A 20,790-nucleotide genomic window follows, 5' to 3' on the forward strand; every position below is an offset into this window, starting at 1 on the left:
GAAGGAGGATTAACAGCCGCACCCATAACAAAAACACCGGATTCCTGCGGAAGTCAGTCGAACAGCATCACCCTATGTCCAGAGTCCTGGTACTCTCCGGTCGTATCCTCACAAACTAGAGTCCGTGAGACTCTGCCGGGACGCGATCCCGGCTGCCGCCGGCTCAACCGTGCTGCTTGTTCTCAGCCTTGTAGCTCGAGTGATCCGAGAAGGGCGTCGTCGAGCACGTGCCCCGCCGAGCACGCCGTCACACGCGGAGCGGGCGCCGGCACCGGCATATGATTCTCAATGCATCATTCACTTTTTCCTATGGGGGAATCCATGAAAAAATCCATCGCTCCTATTGCTCTCGCTGCCGTCCTTGCCTTGACGGGGTGCGGTGGAGCAGGCACGACCCCGACCGGTGCTGCCGATTCCAAAGCGGCCCAGGAGGCGCCGAAGGCTCCTGATCTGGCCGGTGCATGGAAGCAAAGCAACCCCACCAGTGAGAAGTCGTACCAGCAAGCCACGATCACCGCCGACAAGATGACAATCGAGTGGGTTACCGACGGTGGTAACACGACCTCGACATACTGGGTTGGAACGTTTGCCGGGCCGACCAACGCCAGCGAGCCCTACACCTGGACATCGCAGCGGGATATAGAGGCAACTAAGTCCGCGCTTCTGGCATCCACCGACGCGACCAAAGAATTCAAGTACGAAGGCGGCACCATCAGCTACAAGGCCAGCGCGCTTGGAACCACAACGACGGTAAACCTCAAGAAGAACTGACACCCGCAAGTGCTGGTCTCCTCCACCGGTGGGGCCCTGACCTTTACGGCCGCGCCCTGGACGCGCTTGGCCGAGTAATCGTCAGCCCCTACTGTTTCTCACCGGAAGAGCCTCCCACATATTGCCGGAGGCTCTTCCGATTGGCAGATCAGGCGAGCAGGAATTCGCACCAGAGCGGGTAGTGGTCCGAGATCCGCCAGGACACCTCGCTGCGGCTCAAGCCCTGGAAGACGTGCGGGACGAAGTCGAACGTTCCCGCGCGTTGCCCGTAGGCCAAGCCCTTCAGCAGGGAGGTGCCGTCCGGCTTGGAGAACCAGGCGAGCTGGTCGTAGAAGTGCTTGGTCTTGTCGTCATCGAATATCGTCCGCGGGACGGTGTTCAGCTCGGCCGGCGGCCACAGGCCCGTGGAGATGAACGCTTCGTAGAGCGGGTCACCGATCCGGTCCAGGTTGAAGTCGCCAAGCACGATCAGGTTCGAGTTCCAGTCATTGGGCCGGGCCGCCCAGTCATGCATCCACTGGGCGAACGCGGTGATCTCCGGCAGCCGCTCCGCGGGGCTCTTGCCCCAGAGGATGTGCACGGACGCGAGGGTGAACTCCACTCCGGTGCGCGAGAAGCTGGCGGTGTAGGGGGTGCGGGCGAACTGTCGTTGCGGGTGCTCCCCGATCGGGGGCAGCACGATCTCGCCGACCAGGCCCGAGGGCTGGACCCGTGTGCTGTCGTACAGGAAGGCAATGCGTTCGCCGTTGCCGGCGGCTCCTTCGGTCGCGTCCGAGATGATGACTCTCCAGTCCGGTCCGAGGCTGGAAAGGAGCCGCTTCAGGGCCAGGGGGTTGCGGCGGGATTCTTGGACGGCGACGACGTCGAACCGGGAGATCACTGCGGCCAGGCAGGCGATGGCATGCCAGTCCCGCTTGGGTGAGTCTTTGGGCCCGGCCAGCCACTGGGCGGTCAGATCCCCCAGCGCGCGGATGTTCCAGGTCCCGACCAGGAGGTTGGACGCTGTCCTGGCGGGGATGGCAGAGGTCAGGGCTGCCTGCAGCCGGTCCAGGTCTTCGGTTACCGCTGCCGGCGGCTGCTCAGTCATGCCTCCATGCAAACAGACCGGCCGTGGGATGCAAGCAGGCGCACCGGTGGGGAAGGGTGCCGGCTAGGAGTTGCCAGACACCAGCGCCAGCCCGGCCGTGCCTGCGGATAAGATCGACCCATGTTGCCCGAACGCCACCTTGTCGAGCTCGCCCACAGTCTCGACGCCCTTGGTGCCCTGGCCAGCCGACCGGAGGACATTCTGAACCGACCCGTTCCGGCTTGTCCGGGATGGACACTTGATGTCCTCTTCGGGCATCTCGGTTCGATAGAACGATGGGCTGCAGGGGTGGTTCGGGCAGGCAAGTTCGTAGAGGAGCCGGCCGCACCCACCGGGAGGGCCGCCCCCTGGTTCCTCGAAGGGGCACCCGGCTTTCTGGCCGCGATGGCATCAGTGGACCCTGTGGCGCCCTGCTGGAACTTCGGTCCTCCCCCGCGGACGGCCGGGTTCTGGCTTCGCCGCCAGGCACACGAACACGCCGTCCACCTGGTCGACGCCCACCAGACAGCCGGCCTGGCCGACCCGGTGTTCAGTGAAGAGTTCCTGCTCGACGGGATCGACGAGGCCTTGGCCATGTTCGCCCTGAGACAGCTCCGGCTTGGCCGGATGACCGACCCGGGGAACGCCGTGACCTTCGCCCTGCCCGACGGCACGGCCTGGACTGTCGGCGAGGGGGACATCGCCGCGACGGTCATCGCGGCGCCCCATGAGATGTACCTGGGCCTCTGGGGACGCTCCAGCCTTTCGGAGACCGCCGTCCTGGAAGGCGACGCGGACCTTGCATTGCGTGTCATCCGCGGCCCGCTCACGCCGTGAGGCCTGGATGACTCGGCGGCTTCCGTACCAGAACGACGGATCGACATCGACGGCGTCGAGTACCCGTCCGTCGACCAGTCCGCCTGGGCCGGTTTGGCCACCATGCCCGGACTGCCTGCCACCGTCATACCGGGGCTTGAGGACCAATGCTCGGGAAAGTCACGTTAGTGACTGGTCTTCCTTGATTTGGCGGCAATTTTGTTCCTGAGTTGAGGATGTCGGTTCTGTTGCGTCCAGGGTTTTCCGTCGTTGTTTCCCAACACGGCTTGTCGACGTGGATTTCGCTGTGATTCGCTCTTTGGGGACGGGTGTCGGCAATCCCTCGTTTTCCGACACCCCTTAATGCCCGGTTTCGTTCCGTTGCCTCTCAGGCTCTTCTTACTCCTCGTTGCTGTCGCGGTGGTCGGGATCGCGCAGAGTGCGCCGGCCGCCGGCGAGGTCCGGAAGTTGGAAGGAGTAGTGACCGTGGACGTTGATGTGCCGCCGCACGTACGCCGACAGGCGGACGACATCGGCATCGAGTACCGGGTAGACCTGTTCCCGCAGCGCGGTCAGGGCGCGGTCGAGGTAGACCGTGTTCCACAACGTCACACAATTCAAGACAAGGCCCAGGGCGCCGAGTTGGTCTTCCTGCCCGTCACGGTACGCCTGGTGGAGCGTGCCCTCGCGGCCGTGGAAGATGTGCCTGGCCAGGGCGTGGCGGCCCTCCTGGAGGTTGCGCATCGCTTTCATCTCCCGGCGGTAGGCCGGGTCATCGACGAAGGTGAGGACGTACACACGCAGCCCGTCTCGGTGAGGAATTTCAGGAACAACCAACGGTTCTTCAGGCCCGGGAGGCGCCTCGGGGACGGCCGGTATGTATTAGGTGCCGGAGGGAAGCGCATCGGCGAGGCTGCGGCGATCGCGCAGCTAACTGCGTCCTGAACTCTACGAGATTGCAGTCCGTGACGAGGATCCTTCGACGTTCTTTCTGTCCCTGCATGGTTGCTCTTCTGATTAGGGATGGGCAGGATAGGAAGATATGTAGCACAACTACGAATTTTTGCCATTTTTGCGAATCGATACCATCATTTTCTTGACTATGGCTTGAATTTTTGTAGTAATATTACTAACACCATAGCGTGACGTAAGCGACATCCACGCGCCAGACCGGGTGTTCAGTCGTCACACATTTCTCAGAGGAGAGAACATGCGTTGGGTCAACGGGCCGGTACCTATCAGCGTCAAAACGAAGCTGCGCGCAGCGCGCGGGATACGAGGTGTTCAGTGAACACCCCTGCAGACTCCGTACGGAAGGAAGCGGCCTTCGACGTTCGGGACGTCTCGCGCACCTACCCGGGAGTAAAGGCACTCGACGGGGTATCCCTGACAGGATACCGAGGTGAAGTCCTGGCGATCTGCGGAGCCAACGGTGCCGGAAAGTCGACCCTGGCCAGGCTCATCTCGGGTCAGGAAGCACCAAACAGTGGGCACATCAAGATCGCTGGATATGAAGGTGAAGTTGCTACCCCTGCCGACGCCGACGATGCCGGCATCCTTTTCATGCACCAGGAACCCGTGATTGTCGATGAGTTCACCGTCGAGGAGAATCTGTGGCTGAAGCAGCTGAGCTCCGCGGGCAAAACCAAGGGCTGGAGGACGATCCGACGTCGCGGCCGTGACACTTCCATGCAGGCTCTGCGGGCCGTGGGCATGCATGAAGTCACCTTGAACCAACTGGGCAAGACTCTCACCCCGGGCCTGCGCCAGATGCTGGCGTTGGGGCGGACGCAGGTCAATGGTCACCAGATCCTGATACTGGACGAAACTACAGCCTCGACGACCGAAGAGCATTTCAAAGACGTTGAGGCTCTGGTTGAGCGGGAACGGGCCGCCGGCGTGTGCGTCGTCTTCGTGTCCCACCGCATGCCGGAAGTGTTCGCGATGGCCGACCGCATCGCCGTTCTGCGCAACGGCAAGCTTGTTGACGTGCTCAATGCCAAGGAGACGAACCGGGAAGAAGTAATCACCCTGATGGTCGGTGAAGCGGTCCACGCCCTGGAACCGGCCCCCTTGCCATCCTTCGCGGGGATCGATCCCGTGCTGGAAGTTGAGCATCTCAGCTCCGGGTCTGCCACCGATATCAGCTTCTCGGTCCACCCCGGGGAAGTTGTGGGCATTTACGGGCTTGTCGGCAGCGGCCGCAGCTCGATCGCCAGATCAATCTCCGGGCACCAGTCAAGAACCGGCGGGACGATCAAAGTCCGAGGACGCCGACTTGGTCTCGGTTCTCCCCGGGCCGCGCTCAAGGGAGGCGTCGCCTACCTGTCCGAAGACCGCCGCAGCGAGGGATTCGTCAAAGACTTCAGCAACGGCGACAACATGACGCTGGCCACACTTGACCAGTACTCCACCTTCGGAATCCTGAACCTGAAGCGTGAACGGGCAAGCGTTGAGGGGCTCATCAAGCGATACCAGGTCAAGGGCGGCCGCACCACACTCACCAGAACCCTGTCCGGCGGAAACCAGCAAAAGGTCTGCCTTGCCAAATGGATTGAAGCCAAACCCGAGGTCGTCGTGTTGGACGAACCGACCAAAGGCATCGACATCGCATCCAGAATGAACATCTACCAGATCGTCAAGAACCTGGCAGAGCAGGACAAAGGTGTCGTCGTGGTCTCCAGCGAGGCGGAGGAACTGCTGATGCTAAGCCATCGCATCCTCGTCATACGCGATGGCCAACTCGTCCAAGAATTCCGATCCACAGACAGCAATACCGACGACCTAATGCGGGCAGCATTGGGAGGGGAAATCGAATGAGCACCACGTCAACGAGGATGACTGCCGGGCAGGAACCGTTGCAGAAAACCAACAGCAGATTCACCAGGGACGGCCTGATGCACTGGGCGAAGGAGCAGTACCCGCTCTATATCCTGATTGTGCTGCTGATCGTCGCAGGACTTTCCACGGATGCCTTCTTCACACCCAGGAACCTGACGAACCTCATCCTGCAGGTCTCCGTTATCGGCATCGTGGCGTTGGCCCAGTTCCTGATTGTCCTGACCGGCGGCATCGACATCAGTGTCGGTTCGGTCGTTGGTCTTGCCGGCGTCGTCTGTACGCTGGCTTTCGGAGGCGTCAGCGTTCCCTTAGCGATTCTCATCGCTGTTGTGCTGGGTATGCTCGTCGGGTTGCTGAATGGTTACTTTGTGGCATTCCGCAAGCTGGAACCCTTCATCGTCACTCTCGGCATGCTGTCACTGGCACGAGGCGTCGTTTATGCCTTGACGGAAGGTGTTCCGATCCAGCCGCAAGCCGAAGACTTCAGGAAGATTGCCACTACGACCATTCTGGGCTTCCCCCTGATTGGAGTCATCTGGCTGGTCTTGGCTCTTGCCGTCTGGTTCGTGGCACGGCGGACAGTCTTCGGCCGCCGCGTCTTTGCCCTCGGCAGCAACCCTGACGCTGCCTTCGCTTCGGGTATTCCCGTGAAGCCGACGCTGCTCGCGGTTTACGTGATCGCCGGGGCCATGGTGGGCTTCGCTGGGTTCCTGCTCGCTTCCCGCATCGGCGTGGGCACGCCCACCGCAGGAACGCTCTACGAGCTCGACTCCATCGCCGCAGTTGTCATTGGCGGTGCCAGCCTGCGCGGCGGCAAGGGACGTGTGCTCGGAGTCGTGTTCGGCACGCTGATCTTCGGCATCATCACCAACCTGCTCGTGCTGCTGAATGTTTCCACGTTCCTCCAGGACGCATTCCGCGGTGGCTTGATCCTGCTCGCCGTGGTCATGACGACCATCCACTTCAAGTCCCGTCGCAAGCAGTCGATAAATCCGTAACTTCCCTGTTCTACCAAACCCAACGAAATAACATAGGAGTTATTCAAATGAAATCCAGGCGTATCTGGCTGGCGGCAACGACTGCCGTAGCCGTGTCATCCCTCCTGCTTACCGGCTGCGGGTCCACTGAGGGCAGTTCCGGCGGGACGTCCGCGGCTGCCGTCAAGAAGGACGTCAAGAATCTGAAGATCGGCTTCCTGCAGCGGCAGGTCGACGCACCCTATTACAAGGCCATGGAGGTCGCGGCCCAGAAGGTGAGCAAGGAACAGGGCTTTGAATTGCTGTTCCAGAATGCCAACGGTGACCCGGTCACGCAGCTCAACCAGGCACAGACCATGGTCTCCCAAGGGGTCGATGCGTTGATCGTGAACGCGATCAGCCCGAACACGCAGAAGCAGCAATTGAAGCAGATTGCCGGGGACATCCCCGTGATCTTCGTCGACACCGGAATCCCGGATGTTGGGGTAACGGCCGTCACCAGCGACAACTACGAGATCGGCAAGCTCTCGGGCGCTTTGACGGCCAAGCGGTTCACGAAGGGTGAGGCTGTTGACGTAGCCATCCTGAACGGCGGCGCGAACGACGAAAGCGTCGGTCCAAAGCGGCAGCAGGGCTTCCTGGACGGTCTGAAAGAAGGCGGCGTCACGTACAAGGTTGTGGCAGAAGCATCAGCGGTCTACGCCCAGGACAAGGCGGTACCCGCAGCTGAATCGATGCTCTCTGCGCATCCCGAGGTCGACCTGATCCTCGGGCTCAACGACGCCATGGCTTTGGGTGCGCTGACTGTTCTCCAAGACCAAAAGAACACGACAACGCTTGTGGCTGCTTCAGCCGACGGGCAGAAGGAAGCACTGGCCGAGATCAAGCGTGGAGGCTGCCAGGGCCAGTATGTATCGACCGGGCTCAATTCTCCCAGCCTTGCAACGGGACGCGGTTTCGAGATTGCCATTGCTTTGGCCACTGGGCAGAAGGCCGCCGGCGATTTCAAGAAGGAAGAATTCACCAAGGCTGCCGGCATCGACTGCAATAACGTCGACGAGTACTACAACCCGGAGAACGTGTTCTGATTCGTTGATGCCCCGTCAGGGCGTCCGCTGGACAAGACCTCGTCTCTGACGCATCCCCAGATGCAAGAAATGCCCGGCTGGAATGATCCAGCCGGGCATTTTGTCGTCCTGACGCGGATGGTTTGCGGCACGGTCAATTGCCCTATGCCGGCCTCGGGCGGTGATTGGGGGGTACGGCCCAGACGTGGTTTTGCGGGGACGATGCGGCCGTTGGGGCACCGCCGTAGTGAATGTGCAGGGAAGGCGTCAGGGGGTTGCCGTGGCAGAAACCGGGCTTGGCATGGCACTGAACGATGCATGCCCGGCGGCGAGGGGGCACCCCTAAACCTGTGTGCGGTCCGCAGGTGGGGCCGCTGCCAAGGAGTGGATTCAGTTCCCGGCCAGTATTTTGGCTGCCTGCGGTCCGAAAAATGCCTCCATGGTCTCCGCGTTGCCACCGAGTGGTTGCCGTGCGTCAGTGGCGGCTGAAGGCCCACGGGGCGAGAGCGTCCGTGTCAGTTGTGGCGTGTCTCAGTGCTCTGCCGGGTATCCAGAAAGCGGGTGATATCGATCTCGTCCAGCGAGCTGATTTTGGTCCGCAGTGGCCCCGTCGGAACTGGAACCGGGCCTGGGACAACCAAGACCCGGAGTCCTGCGTTCTCGGCACTTTGAACGCCCGGGATGGAGTCTTCCACAGCGATGGCACGCTCGGGTGACGTACCGAGCAGCGTGAGCGCACGGAGGTAAGGCTCGGGATGGGGTTTGCCTTGGACGCAGTCTGATCCGGTAACCGTAGCCTCAAATTGCGTCGGCGGGAGCGCGTTGATGACTACCGACGCCATGGCCCTGGGGCTCATGGTGACCAGCGCGCAGGCAAGCTCGCTTTCCTTGAGTTCCTGCAGGAATTGCCGGGCCCCCGGTTTCCAGGGAATATGTTGATTCAGCCGTGAAACGACGTGAGCCAGCCGAAACTCAAGGACCTCGCCGTGGCTCAGGTCCACGCCCCTGGATATCAGCTTCCCGGCCGCATAAGTCATGGAGTGGCCGATAAGGGCCAGCTCGTCCTCAAGTGTCCATTCGACAGAGAATTGCTCCGTCAGAAGGCGTTGGGACTCCACCCAGTACGGCTCTGTGTCAACGAGGGTTCCATCAAGATCTAGAAGTACTGCGTCCATGTTGTCCGTTCCGCTCCACGGTGCCAGCCGGTTCCCGGCGTCGCCGCAAGGCATAAAGGAGCTATCGGCCGGATAACTTGCGGAAGTCCGTCAGGCCACGTTTCATGGCCGCCAGCTTGGCCAGGTGCGAGCTGCCGCGCCGGATGCTGACTACGGTGGCGAGGATGTCAATGACGACAAGGTGTGCCAGCCGGCTGACTGTCGGGGTGTACTGGTCCGTGTCTTCGAAGGTGCGGACAATCAGCGGAATGTCGCATTCCGCGGTGACCGGGCTTTCTTCACGGGATATCGCGATGACTGTGGCACCGCTGGTGTGTGCCGCCTTGGCGACGTCGGTCACCGACTTCGTCCGGCCCACGTTCGAGATCACGACCACGACAGTGTCCGGCGTCGCCACGGATGCCTCCATGAACTGCTGGTGCACATCCTCCGGCGCGGAACAGGGAACGCCGAAGAGAACGGCCTTCTGCTGCGCGTCGTGGGCGACGATGCCGGAGGCGCCCAGACCAACGAAAAGGATACTGCGGGCACCGATGATCGCGTCGGCAGCCTTGGTGATTTGTTCCACGTCCAGGGAGCGTCGGGTGCGGTCCAGCGAGGAGATGGTCTGGTCAAAGATCTTTTGAGCGATGTCCTCATCGGAGTCCCCCACACTGACGAACGAGAGCGTAGCGGGCAGCCCGAGCGCCAGGGTACGGGCCAGTTGGATTTTGAACTGCTGGAATCCGCTGAACCCCAGAGACGTTGTGAACCGCATGACCGTGGGTTCACTGACGCCCGCCGCGTCCGCAACCGTAGCCATGGTCGAATCCACGACATAGTTTGGATTCTCCAGGACCAGGCTGGCCACCTTGCGTTCCGACTTGCGCATGCTTTCGGAGACGTTGGCAATGTGCTCCAGCAGCGGAACCTTCGCATCATATGAGACCGCGTTCAGCATCTTGCGGGATCCGTTCTGTCCGGCCCTAATCATGATCGTTTTGTAAGAATCCTACAAGGTTTTCCACAGCGTATTCGACGGCACGATTCACGCTGCTGGCGGTGTACGCACCGATGTGGGGGGTGAGGATCGTTCGTTCGTGGCGCAGCAGTTCGTTGAGCATGGGGGGTTCGGATTCGAACGCGTCAATGGCGTAGGTCTCCAGCTGTCCGCTGTTGAGGGCAGCCAGCGCGTCGGCAGTGTCGACCAGCGTCTCCCGGGCCGTGTTGATCAGTATCGCTCCGGCGGGGAGCAGGCCCAGAAGGCTTCGTGTCACGAGCGGCTTGCCGTCCGCCGGCGGGGGCGCGTGAAGCGAAACAACGTCGGATGCGGCGAAGAGGTCTTCCAGTGTGTCGGCCTTGGCGATGCCAGCCGTGGCGCCTGCCGGAGCGAACGGGTCAAAGAACGTGACCCTGGCGCCCATGAGCCCGGCAAGTTCGGCCAGCGTCCGGCCGATGGCACCGTAGCCGACTACTCCGAGCCGCACCTCGGACATTTCCTTGCCCAGGGTTCGGCTCCAGCCACCGCTGTGCAGGGTTGCGTTGGCGGCGGGCACGTTCCTGAGTGCCGCAAGGATGAGTGTCAGGGCAAGTTCGGCAACGCCCCGGGCGTTTGCACCCGCCGCTCTCAGAACTGTGACTCCCCGGGCCTTGGCGGCTGCAGCGTCGATGGAATCAGTGCCGGCCCCATTGCGGGCGATGACCCGCAGCCTGGCCGCCGACTCAAGTACCTCAGCATCGATCTTCTCAACGCCGGCCAGCCATCCCACGACGTCCCGGGCCAGGACAAGGAGGTCCTTCTTCTCGGGCAGCTGCCCGGCGGGAGCCGGTACGAGCTCATATCCCAGGTCCCGCAGCCGCCCGAGTTCCGGAACGTTCTCCAGTCCCTGGGCAGTGAGGGAACGGGGCGTGACGAGTATCTTGCCGGGCATGTTGTTCCTATCGGGTGGAAGCGGCGATTTCGCTGAGGCGGTCGAACTCGGGCCCCTTGGCGGGAATTGCTACGTGGAACACTTCGGCGATGACCTGTGTCCAGCCATGGAGGAAATAGACCCAGCCGTCTTCGATCTGCAGGTTCCGCGTGTCCTGTTGGGCTCGCGCCTGGTCGAGGAACACAAGGTCGCCCCGGTAGTTCAGGTCCCAGACAATTGCGCCCTTGGGGAAGACAACGTTGTCACTGAAAGGTGACCCCGGAGCATCCTTACCCAGGCCGGTGGCGTTGATGACCACCGAGCGGTCGCTGATCCCTGCGACAGCCGCGTCGTTATCTTCCGGCGTCGGGGCAATGATGGTTTCCAAGGAAATATCGGTTTTCCCGGCCCCGTGGATGGCAGCCATGGTTCCCAGCCTCTGGGGGCTGCGGTTGGTGACGATCACGCGGCGGGGCCGATCGTTTCCACGCCCCGGACGGTTCAGGTACCAGTCGATGGCTATCGCCGAACCACCGGCGCCGAGGATAAAGAGATCAGCATTGGTTTTGTTCCAATAGCCTTCCGGGATGAAGGCATCCAAGGCAAGACCTGCCGAGTAAGGGTCCTTGGCGTGGGCCACCAACTTGCCGTCCTTTTTGGACAGGCAGCTGACTTCGTCCATCAGCGAAGCCAGCGGATCGATTTCATCAAAAAGGTCGCGGGCGGCGTTGTACAGGTCGATCTTGTGCGTGGTCACCAAGGCGCCCAGGCTCAGAGGATCGGACTTCAGGAACTCCACTACCTGCCGGTAGTGCTCCTTCGGGGCGTGGATCTGCAGGTCGATTCCAACCATTTCGACATCGCCGAGTCCGAGTTCTTCCGCCCACACCGGGAAAACCTTCCGGATGGATGAGCGTCCGGTGGTGACGCCGATGAAGTAGAACGTCGGCTTGGTGGCAGGCTGCAAAGTGTCCTGCGTCAGAGTCTTGGGCATTGCACAGTCCTTGTCGTTGTCTAATGGTTCGCGGAGACCAGGGCAGCGGCTTCCCGGGCCGTCTGGGCGATGTAGTCGAACTCGCCGTCCTCGATTTGCTGCCGGGTGGCAATCCAGGATCCCCCCACCGCGAGTACTTCAGGGATGCTGAGGTAGTCCTTGATATTGCCGGGGTTCACTCCACCGGTGGGCATGATCTTGATCCCTGCAGTCGCGAAGGGAGCGACGAGCGCTCTGATGGTCTTCACTCCGCCGAATGCTTCCGCCGGGAAGAACTTCAAATGTTTTTGGCCCGATTCCAGGGCGGAGATGAATTCCGATGCCGTGACGGCGCCCGGGACGAAAGGCAGCCCGGCTTCGTTGGCCGAGTCAATCAGAAGGCGGGAGTGGCCAGGTGAGACCCCGAATTTCGCACCCCGAAGGGCCGCCTCCTTAACCTGGTCCGGCGTCAACAACGAACCCGCGCCCACCAGGAAGTCGGGAAGGGCCTCGGCGATGGCGCTGATGGCGTCCAGTCCTGCCTCTGTCCTCAGGGTGATCTCCATAATCGGTAGTCCGCCTTCGGTCAGAGCTTCGGCCAGCCGAACGGCTTGGTCGGCACGATCAATCTCAATGACCGGGACGATGCGTATCTGGCCAATTCGCGCAAAAATACTCATGATCACTGGGCTCCCGCCCCGTAGCCACGGTGGCGCGGGTTTGGAACCGCTTTCCAGCCGCCCTGACCGTCGTGGACAATCATGGTCTTCATGCCGTTGGCTTCAGCAATGATGTCGTAGTTCTGGCCTGCGTCCGAGGCGTAGCAGAAGAGAGTGACGAAGGGTTCAGTGCCGACGTTGACGCTGCGGTGGATCCAGCGCCCCGGAACGTTGATGGCCTTTCCCGGCGTCAGTTCCGCGACGAAGAACTCCCCGCTGCGGGTTTCCAGCAGCATGAGCCCGTGCCCGCTGAGACAGTGGTAGAGCTCGGCGCGGTTCTCCTGGGCGTGGATGTGTCCACGGGTGACCGCGTATTCTTCGCCGACCTTTCCGGGAAGAAGGGTGCTCGTTCCAACAATCAGCGACCCGGGCCCGTCCTGATAATTCTGCTCATGAACATAGTAGATGAGCTCGTCGGGCCCTTTCTCGGTGACCCGGAGCTGGTACGCATCCTCATCGAGGTAGATCCCCGACATGTCTCCCAGATGCTTTCTATAGACCCTCGATGCCCCGTCCATGTCTCCATTTGACTGGACTTCGATGATCTGGGGCTGGTCCAGGGCGTGGGTTGTTGCTGGTGTCATGACGCACCTCCGTTAGTGCCGAAACTTTGGTAGTCATACTACACATATTCGGGAGTAAAACTACAAAATTTCAAAAAATCAGCTCAATCTTCCCACTGCTGAGGTAATCTGCGTCACTTATGTGTAGTATTACTAGCGTCGGCTACGGGTGGGCTCTCTGCCCTCCTCGTGGCGCTGAATTCGTCGAGCACTATGGACGTGCCGTGTGAAAGGAGAGGGCGGTGAGGGCGGTTGTCTATCGAGAGGGCACCCCGGCTTCACCACGAGTCCCGGCTGAATCGTTCGGCAGCGCTCTGGAGGGCCTCCACGATGCAGAACCCATCAAACCGTTGTAACCCTGTCCTGAGCACGACAGGACACTTCCCCAGGAGGAGAGCACATGATCATCGCCCACGACTTGGGTACAACCGGCAATAAGGCTTCATTGGTCGACAGTGATGGCCAACTCCTGGCGTCCGTGACCGTCGCGTACCCGGCGGACTTTGGCCTTGGGGGCAAGGCGGAGCAAAACCCGGAAGACTGGTGGCAGGCGCTGACGAAGGCGACCAGGGAACTCCTGGAGAAGTCCTCCGTCAAAAACACCGACATCGCCGCAGTTTCCTTCTCGGGCCAGATGATGGGGGCAGTCTTCCTTGACGCGGCCGGCCGCACGGTCCGCCCGGCTATGATCTGGGCAGACACGCGCTCCACCAGCCAGTGCCAGCAGCTCATCGATGCGGTCGGAATGGAAGAGGGCTACCGGATCACCGGGCACCGGCTCAATCCGACGTACTCCCTAAGCAAGATGATGTATATCCGGGACACGGAACCGGAGACATTCGCACGCGTCCGCAAGATCGTCCTCGCCAAGGACTACCTGGCCTTCCGTCTTAGCGGCGTCCTGGCAACGGACCCCTCCGACGCGTCGAGCACCAACGCGTACGATCAATCCACCGGAAAGTGGTCGGATGAACTGATCAGCGCCTCCGGGCTGGACCGGACACTGTTCCCTGAAATCGTCGACTCCACGACCGTGATCGGTAACGTCACCAAGGACGCTGCGGCTGCCACCGGTCTGGCCCAAGGAACCCCGGTCGTGATGGGCGGCGGTGACGGTCCCACAGCGGCGTTGGGCGCAGGAATCATCGATGAGAACTCAGGTGCCTACACCTATCTCGGCTCCTCCTCTTGGGTGTCGGTGAGCTCCCCCGCGCCCTTGCACGACCCCCGCATGAGGTCGATGACCTTCAACCACGTCATTCCCGGATACTTCGTTCCCACTGCCACAATGCAGGCCGGCGGCGCCTCACTGCAGTGGATCGCCAACGTCCTGTCCCCGGGCGACGAAGACCGCTATACCGACCTGCTCGCGAAAGCCGAAAGCGTCGAAGCGGCCGGCGAGGGCCTGTACTTCCTCCCCCATCTTCTGGGCGAACGCAGCCCCTACTGGAACCCCCGTGCCCGTGCCGCCTTCGTCGGTCTGGCCATGCACCACCACCGGGGACACATGACCAAAGCCGTCCTCGAGGGCATCGCCTTCAATCTCTTCACAGGCCTGAAAGCATTCACAGAGAACGGACGCCCGGTGGAGTCCATCGACGCAATCGGCGGCGCCGCCAACTCCTCGGCCCTCCTGCAGATCTTCGCCGACGTCTGGGGAATCCCGGTCAACCGCCGCAACATCGTGGAAGAAGCCAATGCCATGGGAGCTGCCGTCGTCGGCGGCGTGGGCGTGGGCATGTTTTCTGACTTCTCCATCGCACAGGGCATGTCGGTCCGGACTCCCGGGAACCAGGTGCAAGCCCAGCGATCCCACAAGTACCAGCAGGAGTACGCAACGTTCATGGACGCTTACCAACGCCTCGAACCGTGGTTCGAAACCCTGCCGAGGAGCTGAGAATCCATGAGCGTCAATACAGGAAAGATACGCACCGTCCTTGGTGATATCGAGCCGGGCGAGCTCGGAAAAGTCGATTATCACGAACACCTCTTCCAGGTGTCCCCGCTCCTGCCCGGAGACGAGCTTGACTCGGAAGAGAAGAGCAGGGATGAGGCCAGCCTCCTTTTCGCCGCGGGCATCGGAGCAATGATCGAAGCCACACCCACAGGCCTGGGGCAGCGACCCGCGGCGGTCGCGCGCATCAGCCAGTCAACCGGCCTGAAGGTTGTACACACAACCGGCGCACACCACCAAGGCCACTATCCCGACGGCCATGAACTGCGGGAACGCACCATCGACCAACTGGCAGAACGCTTTATCAGTGATGTGCAGGACGGGTTCAAAAGCCGCCACAATGAAACCGAGAGTACCCCCGACGGCCGCCCCGTCCGGGCCGGCATCGTCAAGGCCGGTATCCGTTACTGGACAATCGGGCCGTTTGAAACCCGGGTCCTGGCAGCGGTGGCGGAAACCCACTTGGCGACCAACGTCGCTGTCATGATCCACCTGGACTACGGCAGCGCCGCCCACGAAGTTCTGGACAGACTCGAAGGCATGGGCGTCGCTCCCGGCCGCGTGGTGCTTGCCCACATCGACCGGAACCTTGACCCTGACCTGCACGCCGATCTGGCCGCCCGCGGGGCATATCTGGGCTACGACGGACCTGCCCGCCACCGGGAAGCGCCCGACAGCGAGATCATCAAGACCATCGCCAGCGTGGCAGAGGCAGGCCACGCCGACAGGATCGTTCTCGGCGGAGATGTCGCCAGGGCAAGCCGCTACCTTGCCTATGGTGGTCTCCCAGGCCTGGAGTACCTGCCGTTGAGGTTCCTCCCTCGCCTGGAAAAGGCGCTCGGAGGGGACTTCCTGCACCAAGCGCTGACCAGCAATCCATCCAAACTGCTGACGTTCTAAAAACACCCACAATCACACCGAAAGGATCACTAACAATGAACAGCTCTGAAAGGCCACTCAGCGGGCGCAGGATCGCCGTAACCGGCGCCGCAGGAGGCATCGGCTTGTCCATCGTCCAACGCCTTCAGGCCGACGGCGCCGAGGTCTATGGCCTCGACTTCAAGGGACTGGAAAACCTACCCGACGGGGTACAGGGAATCACCGTCGATGTCACCTCGCCGCAGAGCATCCGCGCGGCCGTGGAAGAGATCTACGCGCTCGGTGACGGCGCGGTCGACCTGGTCAACAGCGCCGGCATCGTAGAGGACGACGTCGCGGCCGTGGACATGCCAATCGAACAGTTTGACAAGGTGTTCGCGGTCAACATCCGGGGGGTCTTCCTGACATGCCAGGCCTTCGGCAGGGAACTGCTGGCCCGCAACGGCGGAGCGATTGTGAACATCGCTTCCATGAGCGGAAACCATGTCGTCAACTTCCCCCAGAAGCAATCGGCATACAACTCGTCCAAAGCCGCTGTAACCGCGCTCACCAAGTCACTGGCAGTGGAATGGGGCCCGCATGGAGTGCGCGTGAACGCACTTTCTCCGGGCTATGTCGACACGCCACTCAACCTGCTGAAGCAGCACATGCACGAAACGTGGAAGAAAGACACAGTCAACGGACGCTTCGCCACTCCCGACGAAGTTTCGGCGGCTGTTGCCTTCCTTCTCAGCGACGAGGCGGCCTACTTCCTCGGGAGCGAACTCCTCATGGATGGCGGATTCAGCCTCCGATAGGCGAACCATTCTGCCAGACATGCCGCAGGGTCGCCTTACCCCATCCCCCGACTCCGCATGCGGCGGCGGTTCACCCGCCTGAGGCCGGCCCGAGCAAGCTGTTCCCGTGCAAAGTGCTGCCCGGGCCGCCTTGTGACAGACAAGCGGGCCAGATCAGGCCTACGCGGCCACGCCGGGTCAGCTTGGTCAAGTCGGCAGGACCGACAACGGTCCTCGCGACGGCATTCCAGGACTCCGGCTCGCCCCGCTTCCCGACCCGGGGACGTCAAGGGTGCCGGAATCAGCCAGTGTCGCCGAATGGGACGACCGCTGGCGAATCGCCTGGGCCAGGGCCTGGGACCGGTACAAGATTGCGGACCCCGACCGGGAGAAGCACTCTACACAGGAGATCATGCAACAGGTTATACGGCCCGGGACAGGACCTTCATCCGGCTTATCCCCCCGTTCTGGACAACGGAATACGGCTGGGACGGACTGGATAGCGATGCCTTCAACAACTGGGACACAGTGCTGAGCCCGCGGATTCCATCTGACGCGGAATGTCAGAACCTGCCCGACCTGGTCCCGGCGTGGGAGAGCGGCCTCGACACCGTTATTGTGCTGCCCTACGCGGGATATTTTGCGCAGCGCATGACGCCTCGCTACCTCGCGGTATCGGCCGCAACCCGAAACGACCTGGACACCTACAGCCGGGCGCTGAAGACCAGGATCTGACTACAGGCCGGCCCGTCCCCTACGCATCTCCGGGGCCAGCTCTGGAGTCACGTGGCTTCAGCTGGCGCGGACGTGCCAGCCGGCTGCGTCGTGGATGGCCTCGAAGGTGGTCAGCTCGGTGGAAGGGTTCCGGCGGAGCCGGGCCGGCAGCTGCCACACTTCCACGTCGATCCTTGCTGTCGGGTCCCGCCGGCTCATCGCCCTCATTGGATTCTCTACTGTTCCCCAAAGCCATTCCATTCGGTCGCCGTCGTACTTGATGAAATAGGGGTGGAAGACGCCCCAAGCTCACCCCCGACCAGAACCCCTGTTACCTGGCCCCACCGGCTTAGCGTGACTTTCCCGAGCATTGGTCCTCAAGCCCCGTCAAGGCGACCGACGGGGAGACATTCGCTGCCACCGTGGAAACGAAAACACGCAGTTCCCATGCAGTCTGGGTCCTGCGCGACGACGATGTGAGGACCCGGCAGGTTTTTGGCCATAGCGAAGGTGTCCAGCTACTGCCCACGGATGAACTTGACGATCTTCAGACCTGGAATCAAAGAGGCAGACCCCTAATCCACCGGAGTCTCCCGATGCTCGCAACTCGGGAGACTCCGGTTTCAAAAGTAGACGCCGGATTCTTTAAAGCATGAGGAATACCGTGTGCTGTCCGGACCGTAACTTTCAACCGAGCAAACCCCTGAACCGATGAGGGCAGAACTTCCATGACCATAGTCACCGAACTACAGGCCTCACGCTCCTCGAGCACCTCGGCCGCGCGGGGTGCCGCCCTTTCCGCTGACACTGCCAGTGATGGGCCCATCACCATGCTGAATCCGGACTTCCCCTTCAGCTATGACCACTACCTGGCACACCCGCAGGGACTTGGGTCCGTTCCGCCGGAACTGCTGGGGACGGAGGTTGCTGTCATCGGAGCAGGCCTTTCGGGCCTGGTCACGGCGTACGAGCTGATGAAGCTGGGCCTGCGGCCAGTGGTCTACGAAGCGGACCAGATCGGTGGACGCTTGCGCACTGCCTCGTTCCCTGCAGCGCCCGGCGTCGTGGTGGACCTCGGCGGCATGCGCTTCCCGGAATCCGGCAAAGCCTTCTACCACTACGTGGACCTGCTTGGCCTGGAAACCGGGGAATTTCCAAACCCGCTGTCCCCGGCTACGTCCAGCACCGTGATTGAGCTGGCCGGCCAGAAACACTACGCAGAGAAACCGAGCGACTTGCCGCCGTTCTTCCGCGAAGTTGCGGACGCCTGGAAGACAGCGGTAAATGACGGCGCCAAGTTCGTCGAAATGCAGCAGGCCATCCGTGCCAGGGACACCGCCAGGATCAAGGAGCTCTGGAACGAACTGCTGCCGTTGATGGACGAGCAGACGTTCTACGGCTTTATTGCGGCCAGCGAGTCGTTCCAGAAGGCCGGGTTCGCGCACCGTGAAGCCTTCGGTCAGGTCGGTTTCGGCACCGGCAGCTACATCCTCGACCAGATCGCGAAGACCTGGGTTGATCGCATCATCCTGGTCGACGGCGACGAGTTCGAAAACCACAACGCGTTCCGCGCCCCGGGGGCTGCCGCGCTTGAAACCCTACAGACTCGGCCGAACTAGGCCCAGCATTTCGCCGCCGAATACTCCCATATGCACACCGGGATCACAGCCCACCCGGAGAGCCTGCGCGCCGATAATCTGCACCTCATCGAAGACGCGACCTTCGTATTCCTCGCCGCAGCCGACGCACAGGAACGCCCCCAGATCATGGCCTGGCTGCGCGAACGGGGAATCCCCTTCATCGATGTCGGGCTTGGACTCAGCCAAGCAGAAACCGGTCTGACCGGCCTGCTGAAGACCACGGCATACCTTCCCGGAAATGGGCTGGTCCCCCCAACCCAGCCCGCCACACCACCAGGTGAGGATGACTACAGCAGCAACATCCAGGTAGCGGACCTGAATGCCCTGAACGCGCTCATGGCCGTGATCGCCTGGAAACGCTACCTGGGCTACTACGCCTCCCACGCACCCGCATCGGAGATCGTGTACAAACTCTTTCTCAACGAAATACGGAATGGAGGCACCGTGTGACCGGCTCCCAGCACTACAGTGCTGCATTCGTCGATTCGTTCCCCACGCCCATGGAACCGGGAACCCTTTACATTTCCACCAAGTACTCCACCGCCGGGCATTCATGCGCCTGCGGGTGCAGGAATGAGGTCGTCACCAAACTCTCCCCCGCCAAGTGGCGGATCATCTACGACGGGCAGATCTCCCTCCTACCCTCCGTGGGAGCGATCGCCCTGCCCTGCAACTCCCACTACTTCATCACCCGCGGGGAAGTCGACTGGCGCCGTAAGCTCACGCCCAACGAGACTGTGCAGGCACGCGAGGCCGACCACCGATCCGTTGAAGAACACCGTGCTGCTACTCGTCCACGTTGGATCAAACGTCTATGGCGGCGCCTCTTCCCCTAAATCAACCAGCCGCGCTGGCAAGATCGATCTCTGAAGACCATGGGCCAACCCCACCGACCGGCATTTGTGCCAAGGCAGTCCCAGTAGTCGCTGGGGACAGCTCCAAAGACACCCTGTTACCGCCCGACAAGGAGCCGCTCAGCCGGCGGAGGGACTGCCTGCGCCTGATGGTCCTCGTCGACGCTGTAGATCGTTTCGAATCTGTCGGTAATCCTGGTGATGTCCTCAAGGGTGATGTTGATGAAGGCTGACCGTTTCTTCAGGTGCAGGAAGAGTTCAGTCTGCGGCCACATCACTTGGTCAACGTACGTTCCGAACGATCGTCCACTGGCTCTGGTGTAGTCCGCCAGCGCCTTGCGGTCTGTGATCCTTCTGCCATAGGTGAGCTCAACGTCGATGTCTCCGATTGGGTCGATGTCCGGGCTGAGGTAGCTCCCGAATACCTTGAGCGTATTTATGAACATCGGTTTGCCCGGGTCGGCGTTGTAGCCCCGCGCACGTTCCAGCAGCTCGGACACGAGCCGGTCTGCAGTCCTTCTGCTGATCGGCTTTCCGAAATTTGCCATTGCCAGGGCATTGCCCTGGATGGTCGTGTCCCACCAGACGTCACCGTCATTGTCGACCCTGGCCTTCTCCATGTATCCGGCAGCTTCCAGCGCATCAAAGACCGCCGCGAGTCCATGTCCAGTGCCTTCGAGCAGGTCTGCCACGGCATCAGGGACCATTTGCTGGCCTCTGAATTTGCGGACAATCGCCCGGGCCAAATCCGCCGGTAGCCCAGCAATGGCATCGGTTTTTGAAACCCTCATGCGCAAAGCCTAAGCATAAAAATGGGCAACCTTTCCGCCATACGTGACGACGTTGGCCCGCGACAATCCGCTGGCCCCTTAGACTGACCGCTAATAGTCAAAATGGAAATGGGGGATCTGGTGCTACAGGTTGATGGTTCATGGGAAGGATGGTCAGGCGACACCATCGTTCAACTCACAGATGGCTCAGTGTGGCGACAAGATGAGTACGTATACTCATACAGCTACGCCTATAGACCAAGTGTCAGCATTTCAAATGGGAAGATGCTCGTCGACGGGATGAACCAGGCTGTGCGCGTACGTCGCCTTTCATGATTCCACGGCC

21 protein-coding genes and 1 pseudogene are annotated in these 20,790 nt (G+C 61.5%); 12 read left to right on the forward strand and 10 right to left on the reverse strand.

The window, feature by feature from the left end; translation table 11 throughout:
* Nucleotides 1–321: 321 nt before the first annotated feature.
* Nucleotides 322–771: a hypothetical protein gene (locus ACVWZ8_RS24775; protein WP_456506431.1), complete on the forward strand. Its 450-nt coding sequence runs from the start codon at nucleotides 322–324 to the stop codon at nucleotides 769–771.
* 148 nt (nucleotides 772–919) lie between these two features.
* Here ACVWZ8_RS24775 and ACVWZ8_RS24780 read toward each other — a convergent pair whose 3' ends face one another.
* Nucleotides 920–1,858 carry an endonuclease/exonuclease/phosphatase family protein gene (locus ACVWZ8_RS24780; protein ID WP_456506432.1) on the reverse strand — a complete coding sequence of 313 codons (939 nt, stop codon included), beginning with the start codon at nucleotides 1,856–1,858 and terminating at the stop codon, nucleotides 920–922.
* Nucleotides 1,859–1,978: 120 nt separating this feature from the next.
* Between ACVWZ8_RS24780 and ACVWZ8_RS24785 the strand changes: the two genes are divergently transcribed.
* Nucleotides 1,979–2,674 (forward strand): maleylpyruvate isomerase family mycothiol-dependent enzyme, encoded by a 696-nt coding sequence (locus ACVWZ8_RS24785; RefSeq protein WP_456506433.1) that lies wholly within the window; start codon nucleotides 1,979–1,981, stop codon nucleotides 2,672–2,674.
* A 378-nt stretch (nucleotides 2,675–3,052) separates the two neighbouring features.
* Here ACVWZ8_RS24785 and ACVWZ8_RS24790 read toward each other — a convergent pair whose 3' ends face one another.
* Nucleotides 3,053–3,451: a Tn3 family transposase gene (locus ACVWZ8_RS24790; RefSeq protein WP_456506434.1), complete on the reverse strand. Its 399-nt coding sequence runs from the start codon at nucleotides 3,449–3,451 to the stop codon at nucleotides 3,053–3,055.
* Nucleotides 3,452–3,868: 417 nt separating this feature from the next.
* On the opposite strand from ACVWZ8_RS24790, the gene ACVWZ8_RS24795 reads away from it, so the two are divergent.
* From ACVWZ8_RS24795 to ACVWZ8_RS24805, 3 genes are read left to right on the forward strand one after another with little or no spacing between them, the layout of a single operon-like run.
* Complete coding sequence (locus ACVWZ8_RS24795) at nucleotides 3,869–5,473, forward strand: sugar ABC transporter ATP-binding protein (RefSeq protein WP_456506435.1); 1,605 nt, start codon at nucleotides 3,869–3,871, stop codon at nucleotides 5,471–5,473.
* Nucleotides 5,470–6,492, forward strand: a complete 1,023-nt coding sequence (locus tag ACVWZ8_RS24800; protein ID WP_456506436.1) for an ABC transporter permease — start codon at nucleotides 5,470–5,472, stop codon at nucleotides 6,490–6,492. Before ACVWZ8_RS24795 ends, ACVWZ8_RS24800 begins: the two co-directional genes overlap by 4 nt.
* 47 nt (nucleotides 6,493–6,539) lie before the next feature.
* The gene (locus ACVWZ8_RS24805) at nucleotides 6,540–7,559 is read left to right on the forward strand and encodes a sugar ABC transporter substrate-binding protein (RefSeq protein WP_456506437.1); all 1,020 of its coding nucleotides are present in this window, start codon (nucleotides 6,540–6,542) and stop codon (nucleotides 7,557–7,559) included.
* Nucleotides 7,560–8,053: 494 nt separating this feature from the next.
* On the opposite strand, the gene ACVWZ8_RS24810 is transcribed toward ACVWZ8_RS24805, so the two are convergent.
* From ACVWZ8_RS24810 to ACVWZ8_RS24835, 6 genes are read right to left on the reverse strand one after another with little or no spacing between them, the layout of a single operon-like run.
* A complete protein-coding gene (locus ACVWZ8_RS24810; RefSeq protein ID WP_456506438.1) occupies nucleotides 8,054–8,767 on the reverse strand; it encodes an HAD family hydrolase in 714 nt (237 codons plus the stop codon).
* A gap of 7 nt (nucleotides 8,768–8,774) precedes the next feature.
* Nucleotides 8,775–9,686, reverse strand: coding sequence for an SIS domain-containing protein (locus ACVWZ8_RS24815; protein ID WP_456506439.1), 912 nt, complete (start codon nucleotides 9,684–9,686; stop codon nucleotides 8,775–8,777).
* Nucleotides 9,679–10,623 (reverse strand): NAD(P)-dependent oxidoreductase, encoded by a 945-nt coding sequence (locus ACVWZ8_RS24820; protein ID WP_456506440.1) that lies wholly within the window; start codon nucleotides 10,621–10,623, stop codon nucleotides 9,679–9,681. Before ACVWZ8_RS24820 ends, ACVWZ8_RS24815 begins: the two co-directional genes overlap by 8 nt.
* Nucleotides 10,624–10,630: 7 nt before the next feature.
* The gene (locus tag ACVWZ8_RS24825) at nucleotides 10,631–11,596 is read right to left on the reverse strand and encodes a shikimate dehydrogenase family protein (RefSeq protein ID WP_456506441.1); all 966 of its coding nucleotides are present in this window, start codon (nucleotides 11,594–11,596) and stop codon (nucleotides 10,631–10,633) included.
* A gap of 20 nt (nucleotides 11,597–11,616) precedes the next feature.
* On the reverse strand, nucleotides 11,617–12,255 hold the full coding sequence (gene eda, locus ACVWZ8_RS24830) for a bifunctional 4-hydroxy-2-oxoglutarate aldolase/2-dehydro-3-deoxy-phosphogluconate aldolase (RefSeq protein WP_456506442.1): 639 nt from the start codon (nucleotides 12,253–12,255) through the stop codon (nucleotides 11,617–11,619).
* A 2-nt stretch (nucleotides 12,256–12,257) separates the two neighbouring features.
* A complete protein-coding gene (locus tag ACVWZ8_RS24835; protein WP_456506443.1) occupies nucleotides 12,258–12,878 on the reverse strand; it encodes a glucose-6-phosphate isomerase family protein in 621 nt (206 codons plus the stop codon).
* Nucleotides 12,879–13,257: 379 nt separating this feature from the next.
* On the opposite strand from ACVWZ8_RS24835, the gene xylB reads away from it, so the two are divergent.
* The 4 genes from xylB to ACVWZ8_RS24855 all read left to right on the forward strand — a co-directional run bounded on the left by xylB (nucleotide 13,258) and on the right by ACVWZ8_RS24855 (nucleotide 17,201).
* Nucleotides 13,258–14,754 (forward strand): xylulokinase, encoded by a 1,497-nt coding sequence (gene xylB / locus ACVWZ8_RS24840; protein ID WP_456506444.1) that lies wholly within the window; start codon nucleotides 13,258–13,260, stop codon nucleotides 14,752–14,754.
* 6 nt (nucleotides 14,755–14,760) lie between these two features.
* Nucleotides 14,761–15,711: a phosphotriesterase family protein gene (locus ACVWZ8_RS24845; protein WP_456506445.1), complete on the forward strand. Its 951-nt coding sequence runs from the start codon at nucleotides 14,761–14,763 to the stop codon at nucleotides 15,709–15,711.
* Nucleotides 15,712–15,746: 35 nt separating this feature from the next.
* On the forward strand, nucleotides 15,747–16,487 hold the full coding sequence (locus tag ACVWZ8_RS24850) for an SDR family NAD(P)-dependent oxidoreductase (RefSeq protein WP_456506446.1): 741 nt from the start codon (nucleotides 15,747–15,749) through the stop codon (nucleotides 16,485–16,487).
* Between the two features lie 297 nt (nucleotides 16,488–16,784).
* A complete protein-coding gene (locus ACVWZ8_RS24855; RefSeq protein WP_456506447.1) occupies nucleotides 16,785–17,201 on the forward strand; it encodes a hypothetical protein in 417 nt (138 codons plus the stop codon).
* 57 nt (nucleotides 17,202–17,258) lie between these two features.
* Here ACVWZ8_RS24855 and ACVWZ8_RS24860 read toward each other — a convergent pair whose 3' ends face one another.
* Complete coding sequence (locus ACVWZ8_RS24860; protein ID WP_456506448.1) at nucleotides 17,259–17,399, reverse strand: hypothetical protein; 141 nt, start codon at nucleotides 17,397–17,399, stop codon at nucleotides 17,259–17,261.
* A gap of 509 nt (nucleotides 17,400–17,908) precedes the next feature.
* On the opposite strand from ACVWZ8_RS24860, the pseudogene ACVWZ8_RS24865 reads away from it, so the two are divergent.
* The 3 genes and pseudogenes from ACVWZ8_RS24865 to ACVWZ8_RS24875 all read left to right on the forward strand — a co-directional run.
* Nucleotides 17,909–18,727 (forward strand): annotated as a pseudogene (locus ACVWZ8_RS24865) (FAD-dependent oxidoreductase); the annotation flags it as partial.
* A gap of 102 nt (nucleotides 18,728–18,829) precedes the next feature.
* A complete protein-coding gene (locus ACVWZ8_RS24870) occupies nucleotides 18,830–19,270 on the forward strand; it encodes a hypothetical protein (protein WP_456506449.1) in 441 nt (146 codons plus the stop codon).
* A complete protein-coding gene (locus ACVWZ8_RS24875; protein ID WP_456506450.1) occupies nucleotides 19,267–19,656 on the forward strand; it encodes a DUF6527 family protein in 390 nt (129 codons plus the stop codon). Before ACVWZ8_RS24870 ends, ACVWZ8_RS24875 begins: the two co-directional genes overlap by 4 nt.
* 116 nt (nucleotides 19,657–19,772) lie before the next feature.
* Here ACVWZ8_RS24875 and ACVWZ8_RS24880 read toward each other — a convergent pair whose 3' ends face one another.
* Entirely contained in the window at nucleotides 19,773–20,381 is a 609-nt protein-coding gene (locus ACVWZ8_RS24880; RefSeq protein ID WP_456506451.1) for a hypothetical protein, read from the reverse strand.
* Nucleotides 20,382–20,790: the final 409 nt, after the last annotated feature.

Source organism: Arthrobacter sp. UYCu723, from assembly GCF_054059215.1.